We start from the raw sequence: 19678 nt of genomic DNA on the forward strand, positions 1-19678 counted from the left end.
CTTCCTCGCGTGCGATCCCGACGCGTACGACGGGCGATCCCACGACAACCCCCCTGTCCACCACGGGTCTCCCCGCGGTGATCGTCCCGAACCCTAGCCGGTGACCGTTCGGGCGGAACGGGCGCGGGGCGTCAAGACGGTGTCAACGCCCCGGGCCCGTGCCGCCCGAACGGTGCCCCGGCGCGGTCGTTCGTGTGGTCGTCCGTGCGCCCCCGGTCGGCCTCCGGGCCCGCCTCCCGGTCCGCCTCCTGTTCCCCTTCCCGGGCCGTGTCACCGTGCGTTCCCGGGCGACGTTCCCGGGCGGCGTTCCCGGGCGCGTCCCCCGGTTCGGACCGGGCTCCTTCCCGCGTTCGGTCCCCGGCCCCTCCCGCGTTCGGTCCTCAGCGCGTGCCGGGCCAGTAGTGGTCGGCGTCGTTGAGCATGTACGGCTTGAGCCAGTGCTCGTACGAACGGGCCCAGTCGCCGCGCGCGTAGTAGTCGGCCAGCACCTGGTTGACCCGGGCGGTCAGGTCCGGGCTCTCCTTCAGCATGGCGACGCCGATCACCTCCGGCTGCGCCTCGCCGTCCACGATCCGCACCGTCTGGTCCTGGGCGGCCTGACCGGCCGCCAGGCCGTTGTCGGTCATGACGGCGTCCGCCTTGCCGAGCTGCAGCAGCACCAGGCAGTCCAGCTGGTTCCCGACGGTGACGACCTGTCCGGCGGTCTTCATGCCGTTGACCACGGTCTGGGCCGTGGAGCCGTCGGCGACGCAGACCGTCCGGCCCTTGACCGCGTCGTCGATGGTCTTCGCCGGGGAGGCCTTGGGCACCAGGACGCGCTGGGTGATGTTGAAGTACGGCTTGGAGAAGGCGACGTCCTCCATCCGCTTGCAGTTGATCGTCATGGTGCGGACGATCAGGTCGACCCGGCCCTTCTTGATCGCGTCGATCCGGTCGGCCGTCGCCACCGGCTTGAGCACCACCTTGTCCGGGTCGCCGATGATCGCCGCGCCGATCGCCCGGGCCAGGTCGATGTCGAAGCCCTCGATCTGGCCGGTGTTCGGGTTGCGGGCGCCCCAGCGGTAGCTGTTCTGGTCGACGCCGATCACCAGGCTGCGCTTGGCCTTGATGGCCTTCACGGCCGGCCCGTCCTCGGTGCTCGGCGGCACGCTCTTGGTGACGTCGCAGGTGTCGGCGGGGCCCTCCTCCTGCTGCGCCGCCCGGGGCGCGGCGCCGGCGGCGGTCGTGGTCGTCGGCGCGGCGCCGACCGGGCCGCCCCCGGCGAGCACCGCGGCGCCGGCCGCCAGCAGTGCCAGGGCGGCGAAGGGCCTGGTCCGTACGGTTCTCGTGCGCATCTGTCCGTTTCCCCCTTGCCCGTTACCGGTACTCGGCCAGTCGTCGGCCCAGGCCCCGCAGCGCGGCGGCCGCGGCCACCAGCCCGAGCAGCGCGGCCGCGACGGCGGCGGTGCGCAGGTCCCCGCCGGTGCCCTTCGCGGACTGCTCGAACCGGCCCTGCTCGATGTCGGCGGCCCGGGCGAGCGCCCGGTCGGTGGCGTTGAAGGCCGCGTCGGCGGTGTGCGCGTCGGCCGCGGCCGCCACGGTCGCGTCCAGGGCGCCCTGGTAGTTCGCGTCGTCGACCTCCAGCTTCCGGGCCTCGTTGTGCCGGTCGTGCCACTCGTCGAACTGCTGCACCGCGTCCCGGACGTCCGGCTGGGCGGCCGCGGGCGCGAGCCGGACGGCCTCCGGGAGCGAACCGGTGCGCCGCTCCAGCGGATCGCCCTTGACCGCGGCCCCGTCCAGGTGTTCGGTGGCCTTCGTCCACTGGTCGGCGTACTTGGTGGTGGAGCCGCGGGCGACCAGGTGCAGGTTCTCCGAGAGCCGGGCGGTCAGCACGTCGACCCGGGCGTAGTTGAGCGACCGCAGCGGGGTCGCGCCCTCGCTGTCGCTGCGCTTCAGCGCCGCGTTGGTGGTCAGCCCGGCGACGGTGAGCCAGAGCGCCCCGGCCAGCACGGCGGCGGTGGCGCCCAGCAGGCCGACGTTGAACACCCGGTTGGTGCGGCGGAACAGCGTCAGCTGCACCCAGCCCAGTGCCGCCAGGGTGATCAGTGCCAGGCCGTACGCCCCCCACGGCACCGACTTGGCCGCCGCGTAGTCGTTCGCCAGCTCGTCGTTCTCGGTGGCGGCCAGCTCCGCGGCCGCCGGCAGCAGGACGGTCTGCATCTGCTCGGAGGCGTACCGCAGATAGGCGCCGCCGAGCGGGATGCCCTGCCGGTTGTCGGCCCGGGCCGTCTCCACCAGGCCTGCGTACACCGGGAGTTGCTGGTTCAGCCGGGCGAGCGAGTCCTGTGCGGGAGAGGTCGCGGTGGTCCGGGCGGCGGCCTGGGCGACCAGCTCGGCGGCCGTGGCGAGGTCGTGCTCGTAGCGGTCCCGGACGTCCTTCGGCTCGGCACCGGCCAGCAGGAAACCGGTCGCGGCCGTGGTGGCGGCGTCGGCCAGGTTGCGGTGGATCTCGGCGGCGTCCCGACTGAGCGGCTGACTGTACGAGACCACCCGGTCGGCGGCCTGCGCCCTGGTCTCCAACTGCCAGGCGGTGAGCCCGCCGAACGCCACCGTCGCCACCGCGAGCACCACCCCGGCCAGCCGCAGCCGGCCGGGCGCCGTCCGGGTGGCCTGCGCGAGCCGGGCGCGGACGCCGGTGGGGGCGAGCACCCCGGAGCGCCGGGCCGGCACCACGCCCGGGACGGCCGCCGGGGGCGTGCCGGGCTTCACGAGCACCGGCGCGCCGCCCCCCGCGGCCGGTGGTCCCGACGGCCGGTCCGGCCGTGCCGGGTTCGCGGCGCCCGGAGCGCCGTTGCCTACTGGTGTCGCCACCCGCCTCATCCTCCCCTGGGGCCGGACCCGTTCCCCGGGGCCCGGCCGATGGCAGCAGTATGGCCGCGACTCCCCCCGGCCACACCTGACTTGCGCCGATCTTGAGCATGTCGTGCACGGTTTCCGCACGCCCCCGCACGGGTCGCACGCGCGTCCCGGGCCGTCCGCTCGCCCGTCCGCCGCTCCGCCGCCGCCCGGGTCGTCGTCCGGTCGTCGTCCGTGGCGCCGTCCGTGCCGTGATCCACGGCGTCGCCCGTGCGGAGAGGTGGCGAACCGTCCGACGCTGGCCGCACCCTACGCGGTTCCCCCGACAGGCGGAGCGCGGGGCTCCGTTCGTGGGCGCGCGCTCCCGGGTGCGGCACCCCCGTGCTCCGTACGATGGACACATGCGCCTGCTTGGAACGATCTCGCCCGACCGCCCGCTGCTCGTCGTCGCCGTCCGCGAGGAGGCCGCCCACCTGGACGACCGACTGCCCGTGCTGCTCACCGGGATCGGGAAGGTCAACGCCGCCGCCGCGCTGGCCGCCGTCCTCGCGCACGGGCAGAAGCCCGCCGAGGTGATCAACCTGGGCACGGCCGGCGCGCTGCGCCCCGGCTGGGAGGGCACCCACCACGTGGTCCAGGTGATCCAGCACGACCTCGACACGGCCGCCCTGCAGGCGCTCACCGGACGCCAGTACGGCGCCCCGCTGGTCATCGGCAAGGGCGACGGGCCGGTCCTGGCCACCGGCGACCTGTTCGTCTCCGACCCGGCCGCCCGCGACCGGCTCGCCGAGCACGCCGACCTGGTCGACATGGAGGGCTACGCCGTCGCCACCGTCGCCCACCGGGCCGGGGTGCCGGTGCGACTGGTCAAGCACGTCAGCGACGAGGCGGGGGAGGGCGCCGGGCACAGCTGGCGGGAGTCGGTCGACGACTGCGCCCGGCACCTCGCGGACTGGGTCGCGGCGCAGGGCTGGTGACGCGGGCAGCGGTCCGGGTGGCGACGGGGGCAGCGGTCCGGGGTGGTGACGCCGGCCGGTGGCGGCGATCGGTGACGGACATTCAAACCCCGTGTTCCGCAGCGCGGGTGATGGCTAGGGTGGCGCGGTGACAGAGAACACCGAGAACGCCGGGAGCACCGCGGCCACCGCCGCCACCGCGGCCACCGCGCCGAGCAAGCTCACCGACACCCGCCCGCCGAGCACCAACGCGGACGAGCCCACCACCCTGCTGGCCTTCCTCGACTACCTGCGCGGGGCGGTGATCGCCAAGGTCGAGGGGCTCTCCGACGAGGACGCCCGCCGCCCCGGCGTCGCCTCCGGCACCAGCCTGCTGTGGCTGGTGCGGCACCTGACCGTGGTCGAGCACAACTGGTTCGCGTGGGCCTACCAGGGCGAGGGCGAGAAGCCGCGCGCGTCGGACGACGCCCCGCTGGACGGCGCGACCGTCGCCGGCGAGGTCGCCGCCTACCGCGACGCGATCGCCCGGTCCAACGCGGTGGCGGCGGCCGCCCCGGACCTCGACCGGCCGGGCGTGCGCTCCCTGCGGCCGGACGCCGCCGAGGGGCCGTCGCTGCGGTGGGTCCTGGTCCACATGATCGAGGAGACCGGGCGGCACGCCGGGCACGCGGACATCATCCGCGAACAGCTGGACGGCGCGGTCGGGCGCTGACCGCGGCCGGGCGGGAGCGGGAGGGCGGTCGCCCGCCCGCCCCGGCCCGCTCCGGCCCGCTCCGGCCCGCTCCGGCCCGCTCCGGGCCACTCCCGCCCGCCCGCCCCGGCCCGCTCCGGGCACCTACCGGTCGCGGAAGTCCGAGAGGTCCAGCGCGGCCAGCCGCTCGGGGTCGGTGAGCACGTCGATCGCGACGATCGCGCCGTCCACGACCGTGAACGCCATGACCGACAGCGCCCGCCCGTTGTCGCCGATCACCACGGCCCCCGCCGTGCCGTTGACCAGCGCCGGGCGGGCGAACGGCGACAGCGTGCCCCACAGGACGGCCTGGCCGGCCACCGTGGCGGCGCCCGAGAGCACCACCGTGTGCCGGGCCAGCACCGCCCCGCCGTCCGAGCGCAGCACCACGTCCGGGTCGAGCACGGCGACCAGCGCGTCCAGGTCGCCGTCGCGGGCGGCCGCGAAGAAGGCGTCCACGGCCAGCCGCTGACGCCCGAGGTCCGGGTCCGGCGCGGGCGCCTGCCCCTGCACCTTGCGGCGGGCCCGGCTGGCCAGCTGGCGGGTCGCCGCCGCCGTCCTCTCGATCAGCGGGGCGATCTCGTCGAACGGCACGGCGAACAGGTCGTGCAGCACGAAGGCGACCCGCTCGGCCGGCGACAGCGACTCCATCACCACCATCAGCGCCAGCCCCACCGAATCCGCGAGCATCACCTCCTGCTCGGGGTCCGCCACGCCCTCGCGCCGCAGCAGCGGGTCCGGGATGCGCGGCGGCCCCGGCTCGCCGCCCGGCCCGGCCGGCTCCAGCGGCTCCTCGCGGCGCAGCGCGCGGGTGCGCAGCAGGTTCAGGCAGACCCGCGAGACCACCGTGGTCAGCCAGCCGGCGAGGTTCGCCACCTCCGAGGTGTCGGTGCGGTCGTACCGCAGCCACGCCTCCTGCAGGGCGTCCTCGGCCTCGCTGACCGACCCGAGCATCCGGTACGCGACCGCGCGCAGGTGCGGGCGCTGCTCCTCGAAGAGCACGGTCCGGGCAGATTTCTCGTCCACCGCGTCGTCCACGTGTCACGTTCCTTCGTCGCCGGGGGTCAGGGCAGCAGGAGCCACCCAACAACGGCTGCGGCGGGGAGATCAACTCCCCGCCCGGGACGAATCGGAGACGACCGTGACGAACAACCCGGCGAACGGTGGGCCCGCGGCGGACGGCCTCGTGCTCGTCACCGGCGGCACCGGCACCCTCGGCCGACAGGTCGTACCGCTGCTGCGCGCCGCCGGGCGGCCGGTGCGCGTGCTCAGCCGGCACGAGCGCCCCGCCGCCGACGGCGTGTCCCACGCGTGCGTCGACCTGCTCGGCGACCCCGCCGAGACGGCCGCCCGGCTGGACCGGGCACTGGCCGGCGTCGACACCGTGCTGCACCTCGCGGGCGGCCCGAAGGGCGACGACGCCGCCACCCGGCTGCTGGTCGCCGCCGCCCGGCAGGCCGGCGTGCGGCACCTGGTCCACATCTCGGTGATCGGCGCGGACCGGATCCCGCTCGGCTACTTCCGCGCCAAGCACGCCGCCGAGGAGGCGGTGGCCGGTTCCGGCCTGCCGTACACGGTCCTGCGGGCCGCCCAGTTCCACGACCTGGCGTTCACCGTCGTCGAGAAGCTGGCGAAGCTGCCGGTCGTCCCCGCGCCCGGCGGCGTCCGCTGGCAGCCCGTGGACGTGCGCGAAGTCGCCGCCCGGATGGTCGAACTGGCGCTGGCCGAACCGGCCGGGGCGGTGCCCGACCTGGCCGGCCCCGCCGTGTACGAGATGCGCGAGCTGACTCGCCGGTACCTGCAGGCCCGGGGCCGCAGCCGTCGGCAGCTGCCGGTACGGGTGCCGGGCAAGGTCGGGCGCGCCTACCGGGCCGGGGACAACCTGGCCCCGGCCGGGGCGGAGCACGGGCGGCGGACCTGGGAGGAGTTCCTGGCGGAGCGGCTGGCGGCCTGAGCGCCGCCGGGCGGGCGGCCCTCCGTCCGTGTGGTGGGGGCGTGCGGGCGGCCCGGGGCTGTCGGTGGTGCGCCGTAGGGTGGCCGCCATGTCCCTCCTCGACGCGATCCGCGCCAACGACACCGCGGCCGACTACCTGACCTGTACGGGCGAGTTCGACCCCTCCCTGCGCTACGAGCACGTCGAGGAGGTGGTGCTCGCCTCCGGTGAGGCCCTGGAGCCGGTCGCCAAGGACGGCGGGGGCGGCACCTACTTCCTGTGCGGCGAGGGCGGCGAGGAACGGCCCGTCCTGTACGCCGACTCCGAGGGCGGCGCCGCCCTGCTGGCCGTCGGGGTGCCGGAGCTGGTCCGGCTGCTGCTGGCCGTGCCGTGGTGGCGGGACTGCCGGCGGCTGACGGTGGAGGAGAGCGCGGAGGCCGCCGAGGACTACCTGGAGGAGGAGCCCGGGCACTACGCCGACCGGGACGCGGCCGCCGCCGCGCTCGGCCTCGAAGTCCCGTCCGAGGCCGAGGCGCTGGCGCGGCTGCGGGAGGTCGCGTTCGGTCTCGGGGCGTCGTACGTGCTGCTCAACGCCGAGGAGGGCAACGCGTACGAGCCGCTGCTCCGGGCCTGAGCCTTCCGGCCCTCAGGCCTTGGCCGCCTCCAGTACCTGCTCCGTCGTCACCACCTTGGCGAACCGCATCGCGTGCAGCACCGTGCCCGTGGCGCGGGCGAGTTCGGCCGCGGTGAGTGTGGTGCCGTCGGGGCCGGTCATGTCGAAGGCGTGCATGGCGTCGGTCGGGAAGATCGCGTCGTAGCCGAGGTTGCCGGCCATCCGGGCGGTGGTCTCGTTGCACACGTTGGTGATGATCCCGGTGACGACCAGCTGGCGGGCGCCGCGCTCCTGCAGCCAGGCGTGCAGGTCCGGGGTGCCGTAGAAGGCACTGTTGACGGTCTTGGTGATGTGCAGGTCCGGGGTGAGCCCGGCGACGAAGTCCTTCAGCTCGTACCCCGGCGTGCCCGGGACCAGCGGCCCGGCCGCGGAGGCGTGCTGCACGGTGACGACCGGGCGGCCGGTGGCCTGCCAGGCGGCGATCAGCTCGGCCATCCGCTGCTCGGCCTGCGGGTTGTCGCGGGGACCCCAGTGCTCGTGGTCCTCGAAGCCCTTCTGGACGTCGATGAGCAGCAGGACCGCGTCGGGGTCGAGGGTGAGCGGGGCGTCGAAGGCGTCGGTGTTCGTCATGTGTCCATCGTGCTCGGGTGGGTGCCGGGGCCGTGAGAGGCAGAGAAGTCACCCATCGATAGGTTTCTGCCACCGGTCTGCCGTAGGGTCCTGCCATGCGAACCGTGGGTTGCCTGATCTTCGACGGCGTCCGGACCTTCGACTACGCGGTGATCGGCGAGGTCTGGGCGAACCGGACCACCCGGCCCGGACTGCCCGCCTTCGACCTGCGGGTCTGCGGCCCCGACGGCGCCCGGGTACGGCTGGGCGGCGGACTGGAACGCGTCCCCGACCACGGACTGGCCGCGCTCGCCGACTGCGACCTGGTCGTCGTCCCGGGCGTCGAGGACCCGGGCGCCGACCGCGACCCTGCCCTCCTCGCCGCCCTGCGGGCCGCCCGCGATCGGGGCGTCCCCATCGCCTCGCTCTGCGCCGGCGCCTTCGTCCTCGCCGAAGCCGGCCTGCTCGACGGCCGCGAAGCCACCACTCACTGGGCCCTCGCCCCCGAACTCGCCCGCCGCTTCCCCGCGGTGACGGTCCGCCCCGAGGTGCTCTTCACCGGCGGCGGCGGCCTGTGGACCTCGGCCGGCGTCGCGGCCGGCATCGACCTCTGCCTCCACCTCGTCCGTACCGCGCACGGCCAGCAGACCGCCGCGGCCATCGCCCGCTCCATGGTGACCGCCCCCTTCCGGGCGGGCGGCCAGGCCCAGTTCATCCCCACCCCGGTCCCGGCCCCCACTGCCGACGACCCGCTCTCCCGTGTCCGGGCCGAGGTCCTCGCCTCCCTCGACACCCCCTGGACCGTGCCGCGCATGGCCGCCGCGGCCCTGATGTCCGAACGCACCTTCGCCCGCCGCTTCACCGCCACCACCGGCACCACCCCCACCCGCTGGCTCCTCGACCAGCGCGTCCTCACCGCCCAGCGCCTCCTGGAGGAGAGCGACCTCCCCGTCGACACCGTCGCCACCCGCTGCGGCTTCACCTCGGCCGTCTCCCTCCGCCCGGTCTTCACCGCCCGGGTCGGCGTCGCCCCGCGCGAGTACCGCCGGGCCTTCCGCGGGCGGGAGGAGGAGGACTAGGGCGTGCCGGTCGGGGAGGGGGACGGCGAGTCGGGCGGAGGGATCAGACAGGGCGTGCGGACGGCGAGGGAGATCCGGTTGTGCCCCTTCGTGCTGTCCACGTCCACCACGTACCGGCTGCTCGGGTGCCGCGCGGAGAAGGCGGCGATCGGCTGGGTGGAGGGGCTGTCGGCCGGGTTCTCCCGGTACTCGGTGACCTTGAGCCCTTCGCCGGTGAGCAGGTCCCGGACCTTCCGGAGGACGTCGTTCTGCTGGTCGTCCGGGACGTCGGCGTGGACGGCGTGGAACAGCGTGCAGCGGCCGTCGGGCGCGTGCTCGGGTGTTGCCTCCCGGGGTTGGACGATTGTCTTGCACGCATGTCTTGCACATTCGTATGAATCGGGCGTACGGTCGTCCCATCAGCCGCTGCGCGAGGGGGAACCAGGAATGAACGACGTCGTCCGCGAGGAACTGGTCATCGAGGGCCGCCGCTTGTCCTACCTGGACTTCGGTGGGACCGGCCGGCCGTTGGTGGCGCTGCACGGGCACCTGTCGGAGGGGGCGGTGTGGGGGCGGCTCGCGGCTGAACTGGGTGGCGGGTGGCGGGTGATCGCGCCGGACCAGCGGGGGCAGGGGGAGTCGGAGCGGGCCGGGGACTACTCGCGGGAGGGCTACCTGGCCGACCTGGAGGCGTTGCTGGACCACCTGGGGCTGGAGCGGGTGGTGCTGGTGGGGCACTCGCTCGGCGGGATCAACGCCTACCAGTTCGCCGCCCGGCACCCCGGGCGGGTCGAGGCGCTCGTGAACGTGGAGGCGCCGGTGGTGCTCGGGCTGGAGGGGCCGAACCCGCTGGCCTTCCTGCTGGGGCTGGCGTACAGGGCGCCGAGCCGGGAGGAGCTGGTCGCCGGGCTCGGGCCCGCGGCGCCGTTCTTCGCGGACCGGCTGCGGCAGGACGCGGACGGCGGCTGGCGGCTGCCGTTCCACCCGGAGGACATGTATGACTCGGAGGAGCTGGTCCACGGCGACCACTGGGCGGACTGGACGGCGAGTGACTGCCCCGCGCTGCTGGTGCGCGGCACCGAGGGGGTCGTGCCGGCCGGGCAGGCGGCTGAGATGGTCGCCCGCCGGCCCGCGACGGTGGCCGTCGAGCTGGCCGGCGACCACCTGCTGCCGGTCACCGCCGCCGACGAACTGGCGTGCACGGTTCGGGAGTTCCTGGAGTCCCGGTGATCCGGTGGGGAGGGGTGGATCCGGTGGGGAGGGGTGGCGGCCCTCAGCGCCGCCACCCCTCTTGCCTTCTCGGCACCCGGGTGGCACTTCGTTGAGCCAAACCCCACGGTGGGGTGAAAGCAGGTGGGGATCTCCGTGGGGTTCGGCGAAGGTCCTGCGACGTTCCTCGGACGCGGGTCCGACATCGGGTCCTAGAGTGCGGCGAGTTCGCCGGTCAGGTCGTCGAGGCCGAGGGATCCCTGGGCGAGCGCCTTCATGTGCCAGGTCTTGAGGTCGAAGGCGGCGCCCTGGCGGCGGCGGGCGGCTTCGCGGCCCTGGAGCCAGGCGCGTTCGCCGAGCTTGTAGCCGATGGCCTGGCCGGGCCAGCCGAGGTAGCGGACGATCTCGCTGTCGCGCAGTTCGGCGGGGCTGCCGTTGTAGGTGGCCATGAACTCGGTGGCGAGTTCCGGGGTCCAGCGTTCGCCGGGGTGGAAGCCCGAGTCGGCGGGGACGGCCAGGTCGAGGTGCATGCCGATGTCGATGATCACGCGGATGGTGCGCAGCATCTGTTCGTCGAGGAAGCCGAGGCGGTGGGCGGGGTCGTCGAGGAAGCCCAGCTCGTCCATGAGGCGTTCGGAGTACAGCGCCCAGCCCTCGACGTTGGCGCTGACCATGCCCAGGGTGGTCTGGTAGCGGCTGAGCCGGTCGGCGAGAGCGACCCATCGGGCGAGTTGCAGGTGGTGGCCGGGGACGCCCTCGTGGTACCAGATGCTGACGAGCTGCCAGGTGGGGAAGGAGTCCCGCCCGAGGGTGGGGAAGTAGGTGCGGCCGGGCCGGCTGAAGTCCAGGCTGGGGCTGGAGTAGTACGGCGAGGCCGCGCTCCCGGCCGGGGCGATCTTGGACTCCACGCGGCGCAGCGGGCCGGTGATGTCGAAGTGGGTGCCGTCGAGGGCGGTGATCGCCCCGTCCATGAGCTGCTGCAGCCAGTCGCGGACCGCTTCCTCGCCCTCGACCGCGTGCCCGTTCCGTTCCAGGTGGTGCATCGCCTCCAGGGCTCCGGCACCGGGCAGGACGCGGTCGGCTTCGGTGCGCATCTCGGCGGCGGTGCGGTGGAACTCCTCCCAGGCCCACGCGTAGGCCTCGTCCAGGTCGGGTTCGGCGCCGGTGTGGTGGCGTACGGCGATCCGGTAGCGGTCGCGGCCCGCGGCGTCGGGGGTGCCGAGGGTGGCCGGCGCGTAGGTGTCGCGCAGCCAGTCGCGGAACCCGGCGACGGCGGCGGTGGCCCGGACGGCGACGGCGTCCAGTTCGCCCCGCAGCCGTTCGGGGCCGGGGGAGACGAAGTCGGTGAACCACCCGGCGGTTCCGGCGTCCTCACCGGTCCAGGCGGTCAGCTGGTCGATGACGGCGGACGCCTGGCGGGGTGCGGCGAGCAGGCGCCGGGACATCCCCTCGGTGAGGGTCGCGCGGTACCCGTCGAGCGCGGCGGGCAGGTTGCGCATCCGGCCGGCCACCGCGGCCCAGTCGTCGTCGGTGGCGGTCGGCATGTAGGTGAAGATGTCCCGGACCTGGTGGACGTGCCCGCTGATATTGCGCAGCTGGCGGTAGTTCTCGCCGGAGTCGTGCACGGCGAGTTCGGCGGTCAGGCGTTCGCGGAGCAGCCTGGCGCAGGTGCGGTCGGCGGGGTCGGCGGGGTCGGCGGGGTCGGCGGCGGTGCCGGCCGCGGTGGGGTCCGCGGTGGTGGGCCCGGCCGTGGCGGCGTCGAGTGCGGTGAGGGTGCGGCGGGCGATGTCGGCGCGTGCGTCGAGTCCTTCCGGGGAGAGGTCCGGTTGCCGGTCGTCGCCCGGGTGCAGGCCCAACCAGGCTGCGTCCAGGGGGTCGTGGGCGGCCACCTGGTCGAGGTGGCGGTCGGCGATGGTGCGAGCGGTGATCGTTTCATCTGCCATGGCGCCATGATGGCGTAACCGTCGGGGCTTGCCGACGGGTACGGCCGTCATGGGTGGTCGTCAGCCCGTGTGGGAGTCGCGCAGCAGTTTCTTGTCGGGCTTTCCGACGGCGGTCAGCGGGATCGCGGGCAGCAGGTGCAGGGCTTCCGGCGCGTACATCCGGCCCTTGTGGGCGGTGACGAACGCGCGGACGTCGTCGAGTTCGGGCCGCTGCCCCGGTGCGGGGACGACGGCGACGTGGACGTGTTCCGCCTCCTGGGCGTCGCGCACGCCGTAGACCGCGCACTGGGCGATCGCCGGGTGGGTGAGCAGCAGTTCCTCCACCTCGGCGGGGTAGACGTGCCCGCCGACCACGATGATCTTGTCCTTGAGGCGGTCGGCCAGGTAGAGGTAGCCGTCCTCGTCGAGGTAACCGATGTCCCCGGTGTTCAGCCAACCGTCGCGCAGGACCTCGGCGGTGAGGTCGGGCCGCTTCCAGTACCCGGCCATCACCGTGGTCGAGCGGATGTGGATCTCGCCCTGCTCGCCGGTCGGCAGTCCGGTGCCGTCGGCGGCGCGGATCGCCACCTCCACGCCCGGGAGGGGCTTGCCGACGGAGAGCCGGCCGCCGTGGCCGATCCGGTCGTGCTCGTGCGGGGGGAGCACGGCGATGTTCTGCGCCTCGGACTGCCCGTAGCCGCTCACCAGGATCGGCCCGAACACCTTGATCGCCTCGCGGATCCGGCTCGGCGAGGCGGCGCAGCCCCCGTAGGAGACCCGGCGCAGGCTGGTCAGGTCGGTGCGGCCGATCGCGGGGTGGTCCAGCAACCGGTAGAGCAGCGGCGGCAGGACCCACAGGTCGGTGATGCGTTCGCGTTCGACGGCCGCCAGCACCTCGCCCGGGTCGAAGGAGCGCTGGATGACCACGGTGCCGCCGCTGTGGAACGTCAGGTCGGCGAGCACCCCGGCGAGGTGCGCGAGCGAGGTGGCGGCGAGGAGGCGGGGCGGGACGTCGTCGCGGCCGCCGCCGTACGCCACGTCGAAGGCGCTCCGGTACGGGCCGTGCAGGCTGCGGATGCCCTTGGGGATGCCGGTGGTGCCGCCGGTGTGGCGGATGCCGAGGTCGTCGTCCGGGCCGATCCGGACGGCCGGCGGCTCGGCGGGCCGGCGGGCGGAGGCGGCGACGACGTCCTCGCCGATCGGCTCGCCCCCCGCTGCCCCGTTCCCCGTCGCTCCGTTCCCCGCCGTCCCGTTTCCCGCCGCTTCGGGGCCCGGGCCGAGGGTGAGGACGGTCGGGACGTCGACGAGCGGCAGCAACTCGGCGGCCGTGGAGTACCGTTCGGCGTCCACGAGCAGGATGCCGGTGTCCACGCTCGTCGTGATCTCGGCCAGCACCGGCGCGCTCATGCCGTCGTACAGGTTCACCACCCGGGCCCCCGCGAGCCCCGCCGCGTAGCGGGCGCTCAGCGCCTCGGCGGTGTTGCCCGTCAGCAGGGTCACGGTGGTGCCGCGGGCCGCGCCCCGGGCGAGGAACTCGTGCGCGAGGCGGTACGTGGCGGCGGCGAAGTCGCCGGCGGTGATCACGTCGCCGTCGGCGGTGGTGATCGCCGGCCGGCCGGGATCGGCGCCGAGGGAGCGGAGGATCAGGGCCGGGGCGCTGACGAACTCCGGCTCTTCGGTGGCTACTTGGTGTGTTTCGTTCGCAACCATGGGCACAGACTAGCCCCGTGCTTCGTATCCGATCGGGAGTTTTCGCCCGTCCGGGTCAGAACGCCGAGGGGGAGGGGAACGCGTGCTCGGTGACGGCGGCCCAGTGCTCGTCCGGGGCGGTGACGATCGCGTGCCCCGGCTGGTAGGGGAGCCGGGGCAGCAGTGCGCTGCGGCAGCCGGGGCCGTGGTGGACCTCGACGGCGGTGGGGGCGCGGTCGAGGCGGAGCACGCCGGGGGTGGTGACGGTGTCGGGCGGCACGAGCGTCGCTTGGGGGTCGATACGGCCCGGGTCGGCGAGGATGGTGGCGGGTCGGGACTGCGCGGTGGTGAGGGAGTCGATCAGCTTGTGCGGGCTGTCGTCGCGATACCCGGCGCGCTCCCAACGGACGGGCGGGGACGGCAGGTTGGAGTCAGTGTCGCGCGCCGGCCGGGAATGGGCGGTCGAGTCGGCCGGTTGGTCGTGTCGACGGACGGCACGGCGTGTGCAAGGCCGTCCGGCGGCCGCAGGACGGGAATCGACGGAGGCAGGGGCTCGTGGAACTGGGTGTGTTCGGACTGAGTGCCAAGGCGACGGTGGGGCCGGCGGACACGGCGCGGCTGGCCCGTCGGGCGGAGGAACTGGGGTACCGGTCCTGGTGGGTGGGGGACCACGTGGTGCTGCCCAGCCCCCGGGTGTCCGAATCGCCGATGGAACCCACCGACCCGATCCTCGACCCCCTGGTGCACCTGTCCTACGTGGCCGCGCTGACCGAGCGGATCGAGCTGGGCACCGGGATCCTCATCCTCCCGCAGCGCAATCCGGTGGTCCTGGCCAAGCAGGTCGCCAGTCTCGACGTGCTGTCCGGCGGCCGGGTGCTCCTCGGCGTCGCACCCGGCTACCTCGAACCGGAGATGGCCGCGGTGGGCGTCCGGCTCTCCGAGCGTGGCGGCCGGACCGACGAGTACCTGGACGCGATGCGGCAGTTGTGGACCGAACCGGAGCCGGCCTTCCACGGCAGGTACGCGAACTTCGACCACGTGGACGCGCATCCGCGCCCGGTGCGGCCCGACGGCCCGCGGATCGTGATCGGCGGGCACAGCCCGGCCGCGTACCGGCGGGCGGTCGCCAAGGGGCACGGCTGGATCGGCGCCGGCCCCTCCCCGGAGGCCCTGGCCACCCACCTCGACGGGCTGCGCAAGGCCGCCGCCGAGGTGCCCCGCCCGGCCCGGCTCGGCCGGTTGGAGATCAACTTCGTGCAGATCGACCCGGTCGAGGTGGAAGCGGACGCCGCACTGCGCTACGCGGAACTCGGCGTGGACCGGCTGCTGGTCTACCCGCTGCCACTGGAGGACCCGGCCGAGGTGGACGCGTTCCTGGAGAGGCACGCGAGCCTGCCCCACTGAGGCGGGTGAGGTGTTCCGGACGGCGACGCCCGGGCCGAGGTGACGCGTGGGAAGTCGGCGGGGTCGACTGCCCACGCATGGGTGAGCCGACACCGGATCCGTCAGGTGGCGGGCGCGGGCGGTTCCGGGGTGCCTGCCGCCGGCTCGGCGGCTGGGGTGCCGATGCCGGACCGTACGGTGCCCAGGTGTTCACGCAGGCTGCCGAGCTTCTCGCTTCCCCACATCGCGGCGGGGCCGATGAGAGCGGTCAGCGCGGCCGGCGCGACCACCGAAGCCGGGAGGTCGGCGGCGGTCGCGGCGGCCACGATGACCACCGCTGCGACGCTGCCGGCCAGAACGACCACGCGATCGTGCCTGTCCTCCCGAGCGGTGACCAGTTCGGTGGGCGTCTCGGGAAGGTCCGCCTCGTCCAGCAGGCCCATCCACCGGCCCTGCACCGACCGGTCGAGCAGGGTGGCGACCAGCCGGGCCAGGCAGGGGACGGCGTCCGGCCCTTCCCGGAGGACGGTCGACATCTCCCGTTCCAGGGCCTGTTGCACCCCGGCGATGTGCGGACGCAGAGCGGTGCGCCTCCGTTCGCGGTCGACACCGTACGTGGCGAACCAGCCCAGCCGGTTGGTGTGGCGCGCGACGTGTCGGTCGAGTTCCAGCAGGGGGAGCGTCCCGACGGAGGCCTCCTGGCACTTGCGGAGCAGCCGGGCGAGGTCGACGGCTGAGGTGAGCGGAAGACTCTCGCCGACCCGCCGCCGGTAGAGGAGCATCGAACGGTAGACCCACAGCACGGCCGCGCTGCCCATCCCGGCACAGAAGGAGAAGGTCTGCAGCAGATTGCCCCGGAAGAGCGCCGCCTCCTCCGCACTGCTCGGGAAGACAATGAGGTAGAGGCCGGTCAGGGCGAACATGGCGGCCACTGCTGCCGGAAGGATGGCGAAGACCAGGAGCCAGGTCTCGATTCCCCAGGACCGCCGGATTCCACGGCACCAGTGCTCCTGCAGTGTTGCCGGGGCTGATCCGACCGGCGCCGGCAGGTCGCGGCCGTAACCGCTGATGTCGGCCGTGCTCGGGACGATGGCACGCGGCACGCGGCCGGCGATCTGCGGCGGGATCCACCACCCCTTCCACACGTCGAGGACGTCGAACACCGCCATGACGGGCCGGTAGAGCACCCCTGCCACGAACGGCGGGAACAGTGCCAGCACCATCGACTCGACCCACTGCACGCCACAGCCCCATTCCCGATCCGGTGTGGTTGTGGAAGTGCCTACCACCCGGGGCGGGTTGGGAATCTCCGGCGGCTGATCCGGCTCAGGGGTTGGTGGTGTGGGTGGTGTGGGTGGTGGCTTGGGCGCGGCAGTGGGTGAGGGCGTAGGTGATGCGACTGTCGGGGGTGGGGGCTGCGGCGAGGAGTTCACCGGCGGTGACGAGGGTGGTCCAGTAGCGGGCCGGGTTGCCGGTGCGGGGCATGGGGTGAGCAGCCGCGAGGGAGAGGTAGGCGGTGGTGAGGTTGCCGGTGGTGAACCAGCGGTCGAGGCCGTGGCGGTGGCCGGGGCGGATGCCGCCCATGGCGTCGATGGCGGTCAGGAAGAGGTCGATGACGGCGCGGTCGGTGTCGGTGAGGGCGGCGGGGACGTCGAAGACGCCGAGGGCTTCGAGGAGTTCGCCGGTGTCGGCCTCCGAGCCCGGGCGGGGGTGGGCGAGGAGGGCGGCGTGGCAGTCGTCGAGGCGGCGGGTGGCCTCGGCGGCGGGGATGCCGAGCGCGGCGCAGACCGCCTGTGCGGCACGCAGGGGGTGGCCGGTGCGGCGGGCGAGGGTGGCGTAGGCGGCGGCGGGGGTGACGGCGGCGTCGAGGAGGTGCCGGGCGGTGTGGGCGAGTCGCATGGTGGGGGCCTCCGTTCAGACGGCGTGGGCGGCGGGCGTGGGCGCGGGGGCGGGCGTGGGTGCGGGGGCGGGGGCGATCAGGGCCCAGACGAACTTGCCGATGCCGCCGGAGCGGGGGCAGCAACCCCAGCGCTCGGCCAGCGCGTTGACGAGGAACAGCCCGCGTCCGCACTCCGCGTCGGCGTCGGCGGGGGCGGTGGAGAGGGAGGGGCGGCCGGTGCCGGCGTCGTGGACTTCGATGCGGAGGCGGTCGCGGATGACGGCGAAGCGGACCCCGATCAACCGGTCGTCGGGCGCGTCGGAGTGCTGGACGGCGTTGGCGAAGAGTTCGCCGAGGAGGAGTTCGGCGGTGTCGGCGTAGCGCTCGCCGGAGGGGAGGCCGGCGAGGTAGGCCCGCAGGAAGAGACGGGCCAGCGGCGTGGAGGCGGTGCGGGAGTCCAGCCGGGCAGAGAACATGCGGGGGCGGCGCGAAACGGGCATGGCGAAGTACCTCAGGGGGCGTATGAGGGAGCGCGAGAGTAGTGCGCAATCACGCTATGCATGCAAATGACTGCGTTCTGGTGTCAATCATCGAGGCTGCGGAGGTACGGTGACGCCAGAACGACGTGCGGGACGTGCGGAGCACAACTGGGGGCAGTCATGGCACAGCGGAAGACCAAGCGGGGGACGACCGCCAGCTCCGCGATCATGTTCGGCGAGGAACTCAAGTACGCCCGCGAGGCGGCGGGCTACACGCAGGAAGCGGTCGGCAGGCTCCTGCACTGCGACCGGACGGTGCTCTCGCGGATCGAAAGCGGCAAGCGGAAGCCGTCGATCGAGGAAGTCGAGGAGGTCTCGCAGCTGTTGAACGCCGGGGACCTGCTGATGCGGCTGTACGGCCGGGTCGACTGGAGCGCATCGATCGAGCACCCGGATTGGTTCCAGGCATATGCGGACGTGGAGGCCATCTCCATCGGAATGAGGGTGTGGCAGGACGGCACCATGTACGGCCTGCTGCAGTGTGAGCGGTACGCGCGTGCGCTCTTCGAGACTGGCGACGCAGCTGGAAAGCCCCAGGAGATCGAGGAGCTGACCAGGGCTCGACTCGGTCGCCAGAGCCGGTTCCTTGTTCCGGATGGGCCGCTATTGCTCGTCATTCTCGACGAGAGTGCCATCCGTTCGGTCGTGGGTGGGCCGAGTGTGATGAGATGCCAGATGGAGCACCTGTTGAGGGTGGCTCAGCTCCGGAACATCATCGTGCATGTGATGCCGTTCGCGCATCGGCGGAGGCTCATCAAGACGGCTATGGTGTTGTTGGAGCTGCCGGATGGACAGCACTTGGTCTACTCGGAGAGCCTCGAACAGGGGCATCTGAGCGATTCTTCCGCCACTGTGGCCAAGTACCAGCGCCACTATGATCAGCTCCGTGCCGAATGCCTGTCGGAGCGCGATTCGCTTCGGCTGATCGCCGATGCGCTGGAGGGGTTCAGAGATGATGAGCAACGAGCTCGCCGTGACCGTCTGGCGGAAGAGCAGCTACAGCGGCAACGACGGGGGCAACTGCATCGAGGTGGCCCCCGGATTCCCCGGCCTCGTCCCCGTTCGTGACTCCAAGGACCCGCAGGGTCCGGCGCTCGTTTTCCCGGCCGCCGCGTGGGAAGCCTTCGTGACGGCCGTCCGTGAGGGCGACTTTCCGGCGTAGGGCTCACCAGGGAGTTGGCCATGCTGGTCTGGCGGAAGAGCAGCTACAGCGGCACCAACGGCGGCAACTGCATCGAGGTGGCCCCCGGACTTCCCGGCCTCATCCCCGTTCGTGACTCCAAGGACCCGGACGGCCCGGTCCTCGTCTTTCCCGCCTCCGCCTGGAACTCCTTCCTCTGCGCCGTCCGCACCGGCGTCCTCTCCGGCAGCGACTGACTCCTCGGCCCCGATGCCTTCGCGTTCAGTGCCGACGAAGTCACCCACCGTGGTGGGGCCCTATCATGGTTCCCGTAAGTCCCAGCCGATCGCCAGCGGGAGGTCACCCATGAGCGCTGCGGAAGCTGAACGCCCGATCTACCCGTCCGTGCGCCCCCGGGTCACGGTGGAAGAACTGCTGGCTGCCAAGAACACGCAGCCGATCCGCTCTCTCGACGATCTCCAAGCCGACACCTTCGAGTCGGACGAGGAGTTGGACGAGTTCCTGGCATTCGTGCGTGCCGAACGTCAGCGGAATGTGGCCTGAGGGAGCAAGGTGCAACCTGTCATCCTGGACACCGACGTTGCTTCGCTGACTCACAAGCGCAGGTTGGCCGATCCGCTGGCGAGCCGCCTGGTGGGTCGGCGACCGGTGATCACGTTCGTGACCTTCGGCGAACTGGCGAAGTGGAGCGAGGTTCGTGACTGGGGCGGGAGGCGCCGGCAGGAGCTCGCGGACTGGCTGTCGGGCATCCCGGTACTCCCCGGCGACGAGGCGGTGGCCGCTACCTGGGGCAGGCTCTCGGCCGCAGGCCTGAAGGCCGGCCTTCCGCGTCCGGTCAATGACATGTGGATCGCGGCCTGCTGTCTCACCTACGACCTTCCGCTGGCGACGTTGAACCTGAAGGACTATGCGTACTTCAGGGAGGAACACGGGCTGCGCGTGCTGGGTGCGGAGTAGTGCACCCCGTCGCCCGGAGGTGGTCGGAGGTACCCCTCGGGATGGTCTATAGTTAACCCATCACCCAGATGCGCGGGTGGCGGAATAGGCAGACGCGCTGGATTCAGGTTCCAGTGCCCGAAAGGGCGTGGGGGTTCAACTCCCCCCTCGCGCACAGCGAACGGCCGGGGGGGGGGGGTGAGGCGCCGGCCCGCGGGGTGTTTGGTCGCGCACGACCCGCCGAGC

The 19678-nt window shown here is 73.3% G+C and carries 22 protein-coding genes and 1 tRNA gene; 13 read left to right on the forward strand and 10 right to left on the reverse strand.

What is annotated here, in order from left to right; translation table 11 throughout:
- Positions 1-380: 380 nt before the first annotated feature.
- Both ACFV0O_RS09930 and ACFV0O_RS09935 read right to left on the reverse strand, forming a co-directional pair.
- A complete protein-coding gene (locus ACFV0O_RS09930) occupies positions 381-1334 on the reverse strand; it encodes a glutamate ABC transporter substrate-binding protein (protein WP_380338830.1) in 954 nt (317 codons plus the stop codon).
- Between the two features lie 22 nt (positions 1335-1356).
- Positions 1357-2850 carry a hypothetical protein gene (locus ACFV0O_RS09935; protein ID WP_380338833.1) on the reverse strand — a complete coding sequence of 498 codons (1494 nt, stop codon included), beginning with the start codon at positions 2848-2850 and terminating at the stop codon, positions 1357-1359.
- A 386-nt stretch (positions 2851-3236) separates the two neighbouring features.
- Between ACFV0O_RS09935 and ACFV0O_RS09940 the strand changes: the two genes are divergently transcribed.
- Both ACFV0O_RS09940 and ACFV0O_RS09945 read left to right on the forward strand, forming a co-directional pair.
- On the forward strand, positions 3237-3812 hold the full coding sequence (locus ACFV0O_RS09940; RefSeq protein ID WP_380338836.1) for a nucleosidase: 576 nt from the start codon (positions 3237-3239) through the stop codon (positions 3810-3812).
- A 127-nt stretch (positions 3813-3939) separates the two neighbouring features.
- The gene (locus tag ACFV0O_RS09945; RefSeq protein WP_380338838.1) at positions 3940-4503 is read left to right on the forward strand and encodes a DinB family protein; all 564 of its coding nucleotides are present in this window, start codon (positions 3940-3942) and stop codon (positions 4501-4503) included.
- Positions 4504-4626: 123 nt separating this feature from the next.
- Here the strand turns inward: ACFV0O_RS09945 and ACFV0O_RS09950 are convergent, their stop codons facing one another.
- Entirely contained in the window at positions 4627-5559 is a 933-nt protein-coding gene (locus ACFV0O_RS09950) for a sigma-70 family RNA polymerase sigma factor (protein ID WP_380338841.1), read from the reverse strand.
- Between the two features lie 103 nt (positions 5560-5662).
- On the opposite strand from ACFV0O_RS09950, the gene ACFV0O_RS09955 reads away from it, so the two are divergent.
- A complete protein-coding gene (locus tag ACFV0O_RS09955) occupies positions 5663-6475 on the forward strand; it encodes an SDR family oxidoreductase (protein WP_380338843.1) in 813 nt (270 codons plus the stop codon).
- An 88-nt stretch (positions 6476-6563) separates the two neighbouring features.
- On the forward strand, positions 6564-7088 hold the full coding sequence (locus ACFV0O_RS09960; RefSeq protein WP_360262397.1) for a hypothetical protein: 525 nt from the start codon (positions 6564-6566) through the stop codon (positions 7086-7088).
- A gap of 12 nt (positions 7089-7100) precedes the next feature.
- On the opposite strand, the gene ACFV0O_RS09965 is transcribed toward ACFV0O_RS09960, so the two are convergent.
- Positions 7101-7697, reverse strand: coding sequence for a cysteine hydrolase family protein (locus ACFV0O_RS09965; RefSeq protein WP_380338846.1), 597 nt, complete (start codon positions 7695-7697; stop codon positions 7101-7103).
- Positions 7698-7792: 95 nt separating this feature from the next.
- Between ACFV0O_RS09965 and ACFV0O_RS09970 the strand changes: the two genes are divergently transcribed.
- Both ACFV0O_RS09970 and ACFV0O_RS09975 read left to right on the forward strand, forming a co-directional pair.
- Complete coding sequence (locus tag ACFV0O_RS09970) at positions 7793-8755, forward strand: GlxA family transcriptional regulator (RefSeq protein WP_380338849.1); 963 nt, start codon at positions 7793-7795, stop codon at positions 8753-8755.
- 426 nt (positions 8756-9181) lie between these two features.
- The gene (locus ACFV0O_RS09975) at positions 9182-9964 is read left to right on the forward strand and encodes an alpha/beta fold hydrolase (RefSeq protein WP_380338852.1); all 783 of its coding nucleotides are present in this window, start codon (positions 9182-9184) and stop codon (positions 9962-9964) included.
- Between the two features lie 191 nt (positions 9965-10155).
- On the opposite strand, the gene ACFV0O_RS09980 is transcribed toward ACFV0O_RS09975, so the two are convergent.
- Genes ACFV0O_RS09980 through ACFV0O_RS09990 form a run of 3 tightly spaced genes read right to left on the reverse strand, consistent with a single transcriptional unit; the run spans position 10156 to position 13834 of the window.
- Positions 10156-11886 carry a DUF885 domain-containing protein gene (locus tag ACFV0O_RS09980; RefSeq protein ID WP_380338854.1) on the reverse strand — a complete coding sequence of 577 codons (1731 nt, stop codon included), beginning with the start codon at positions 11884-11886 and terminating at the stop codon, positions 10156-10158.
- A 60-nt stretch (positions 11887-11946) separates the two neighbouring features.
- The gene (locus ACFV0O_RS09985; RefSeq protein ID WP_380338857.1) at positions 11947-13575 is read right to left on the reverse strand and encodes an AMP-binding protein; all 1629 of its coding nucleotides are present in this window, start codon (positions 13573-13575) and stop codon (positions 11947-11949) included.
- Between the two features lie 55 nt (positions 13576-13630).
- The gene (locus ACFV0O_RS09990) at positions 13631-13834 is read right to left on the reverse strand and encodes a hypothetical protein (protein WP_380338859.1); all 204 of its coding nucleotides are present in this window, start codon (positions 13832-13834) and stop codon (positions 13631-13633) included.
- Between the two features lie 287 nt (positions 13835-14121).
- Between ACFV0O_RS09990 and ACFV0O_RS09995 the strand changes: the two genes are divergently transcribed.
- The gene (locus tag ACFV0O_RS09995) at positions 14122-14958 is read left to right on the forward strand and encodes an LLM class F420-dependent oxidoreductase (RefSeq protein ID WP_380338862.1); all 837 of its coding nucleotides are present in this window, start codon (positions 14122-14124) and stop codon (positions 14956-14958) included.
- A 101-nt stretch (positions 14959-15059) separates the two neighbouring features.
- Here the strand turns inward: ACFV0O_RS09995 and ACFV0O_RS10000 are convergent, their stop codons facing one another.
- The 3 genes from ACFV0O_RS10000 to ACFV0O_RS10010 form a co-directional block, all read right to left on the reverse strand.
- The gene (locus ACFV0O_RS10000) at positions 15060-16178 is read right to left on the reverse strand and encodes a hypothetical protein (protein WP_380338865.1); all 1119 of its coding nucleotides are present in this window, start codon (positions 16176-16178) and stop codon (positions 15060-15062) included.
- A gap of 85 nt (positions 16179-16263) precedes the next feature.
- Positions 16264-16836 carry a hypothetical protein gene (locus tag ACFV0O_RS10005; RefSeq protein ID WP_380338868.1) on the reverse strand — a complete coding sequence of 191 codons (573 nt, stop codon included), beginning with the start codon at positions 16834-16836 and terminating at the stop codon, positions 16264-16266.
- 15 nt (positions 16837-16851) lie between these two features.
- Positions 16852-17316 carry an ATP-binding protein gene (locus tag ACFV0O_RS10010; RefSeq protein ID WP_380338871.1) on the reverse strand — a complete coding sequence of 155 codons (465 nt, stop codon included), beginning with the start codon at positions 17314-17316 and terminating at the stop codon, positions 16852-16854.
- A 159-nt stretch (positions 17317-17475) separates the two neighbouring features.
- Here ACFV0O_RS10010 and ACFV0O_RS10015 point away from each other — a divergent pair, with 159 nt between their 5' ends.
- From ACFV0O_RS10015 to ACFV0O_RS10040, 6 genes are all read left to right on the forward strand, one after another.
- Positions 17476-18423 carry a Scr1 family TA system antitoxin-like transcriptional regulator gene (locus ACFV0O_RS10015; RefSeq protein WP_380338874.1) on the forward strand — a complete coding sequence of 316 codons (948 nt, stop codon included), beginning with the start codon at positions 17476-17478 and terminating at the stop codon, positions 18421-18423.
- Positions 18386-18517 carry a DUF397 domain-containing protein gene (locus ACFV0O_RS10020; RefSeq protein WP_380338876.1) on the forward strand — a complete coding sequence of 44 codons (132 nt, stop codon included), beginning with the start codon at positions 18386-18388 and terminating at the stop codon, positions 18515-18517. The genes ACFV0O_RS10015 and ACFV0O_RS10020 overlap by 38 nt, the downstream gene beginning before the upstream one ends.
- Positions 18518-18537: 20 nt before the next feature.
- Positions 18538-18732: a DUF397 domain-containing protein gene (locus ACFV0O_RS10025; protein ID WP_380338879.1), complete on the forward strand. Its 195-nt coding sequence runs from the start codon at positions 18538-18540 to the stop codon at positions 18730-18732.
- A 109-nt stretch (positions 18733-18841) separates the two neighbouring features.
- Entirely contained in the window at positions 18842-19039 is a 198-nt protein-coding gene (locus ACFV0O_RS10030) for a hypothetical protein (protein ID WP_380338881.1), read from the forward strand.
- A gap of 9 nt (positions 19040-19048) precedes the next feature.
- Positions 19049-19453: a type II toxin-antitoxin system VapC family toxin gene (locus ACFV0O_RS10035; RefSeq protein WP_380338883.1), complete on the forward strand. Its 405-nt coding sequence runs from the start codon at positions 19049-19051 to the stop codon at positions 19451-19453.
- 70 nt (positions 19454-19523) lie between these two features.
- Positions 19524-19607 (forward strand) — tRNA-Leu (locus tag ACFV0O_RS10040).
- The last annotated feature ends 71 nt before the right edge of the window (positions 19608-19678 follow it).

Source organism: Kitasatospora sp. NPDC059577, from assembly GCF_042735475.1.
Taxonomy (GTDB): domain Bacteria; phylum Actinomycetota; class Actinomycetes; order Streptomycetales; family Streptomycetaceae; genus Kitasatospora.

Bases quoted from the DNA above. Each gene is read 5' to 3' on its own strand.
- ACFV0O_RS09980 (WP_380338854.1), bottom strand. From the start codon at position 11,886: ATGGCAGATGAAACGATCACCGCTCGCACCATCGCCGACCGCCACCTC.
- ACFV0O_RS09960 (WP_360262397.1), top strand. From the start codon at position 6,564: ATGTCCCTCCTCGACGCGATCCGCGCCAACGACACCGCGGCCGACTAC.
- ACFV0O_RS09970 (WP_380338849.1), top strand. From the start codon at position 7,793: ATGCGAACCGTGGGTTGCCTGATCTTCGACGGCGTCCGGACCTTCGAC.
- ACFV0O_RS10010 (WP_380338871.1), bottom strand. From the start codon at position 17,316: ATGCCCGTTTCGCGCCGCCCCCGCATGTTCTCTGCCCGGCTGGACTCC.
- ACFV0O_RS09985 (WP_380338857.1), bottom strand. From the start codon at position 13,575: ATGGTTGCGAACGAAACACACCAAGTAGCCACCGAAGAGCCGGAGTTC.
- ACFV0O_RS10025 (WP_380338879.1), top strand. From the start codon at position 18,538: ATGCTGGTCTGGCGGAAGAGCAGCTACAGCGGCACCAACGGCGGCAAC.
- ACFV0O_RS10015 (WP_380338874.1), top strand. From the start codon at position 17,476: ATGGCACAGCGGAAGACCAAGCGGGGGACGACCGCCAGCTCCGCGATC.
- ACFV0O_RS10005 (WP_380338868.1), bottom strand. From the start codon at position 16,836: ATGCGACTCGCCCACACCGCCCGGCACCTCCTCGACGCCGCCGTCACC.
- ACFV0O_RS09965 (WP_380338846.1), bottom strand. From the start codon at position 7,697: ATGACGAACACCGACGCCTTCGACGCCCCGCTCACCCTCGACCCCGAC.
- ACFV0O_RS09930 (WP_380338830.1), bottom strand. From the start codon at position 1,334: ATGCGCACGAGAACCGTACGGACCAGGCCCTTCGCCGCCCTGGCACTG.
- ACFV0O_RS09940 (WP_380338836.1), top strand. From the start codon at position 3,237: ATGCGCCTGCTTGGAACGATCTCGCCCGACCGCCCGCTGCTCGTCGTC.
- ACFV0O_RS09975 (WP_380338852.1), top strand. From the start codon at position 9,182: ATGAACGACGTCGTCCGCGAGGAACTGGTCATCGAGGGCCGCCGCTTG.
- ACFV0O_RS10030 (WP_380338881.1), top strand. From the start codon at position 18,842: ATGAGCGCTGCGGAAGCTGAACGCCCGATCTACCCGTCCGTGCGCCCC.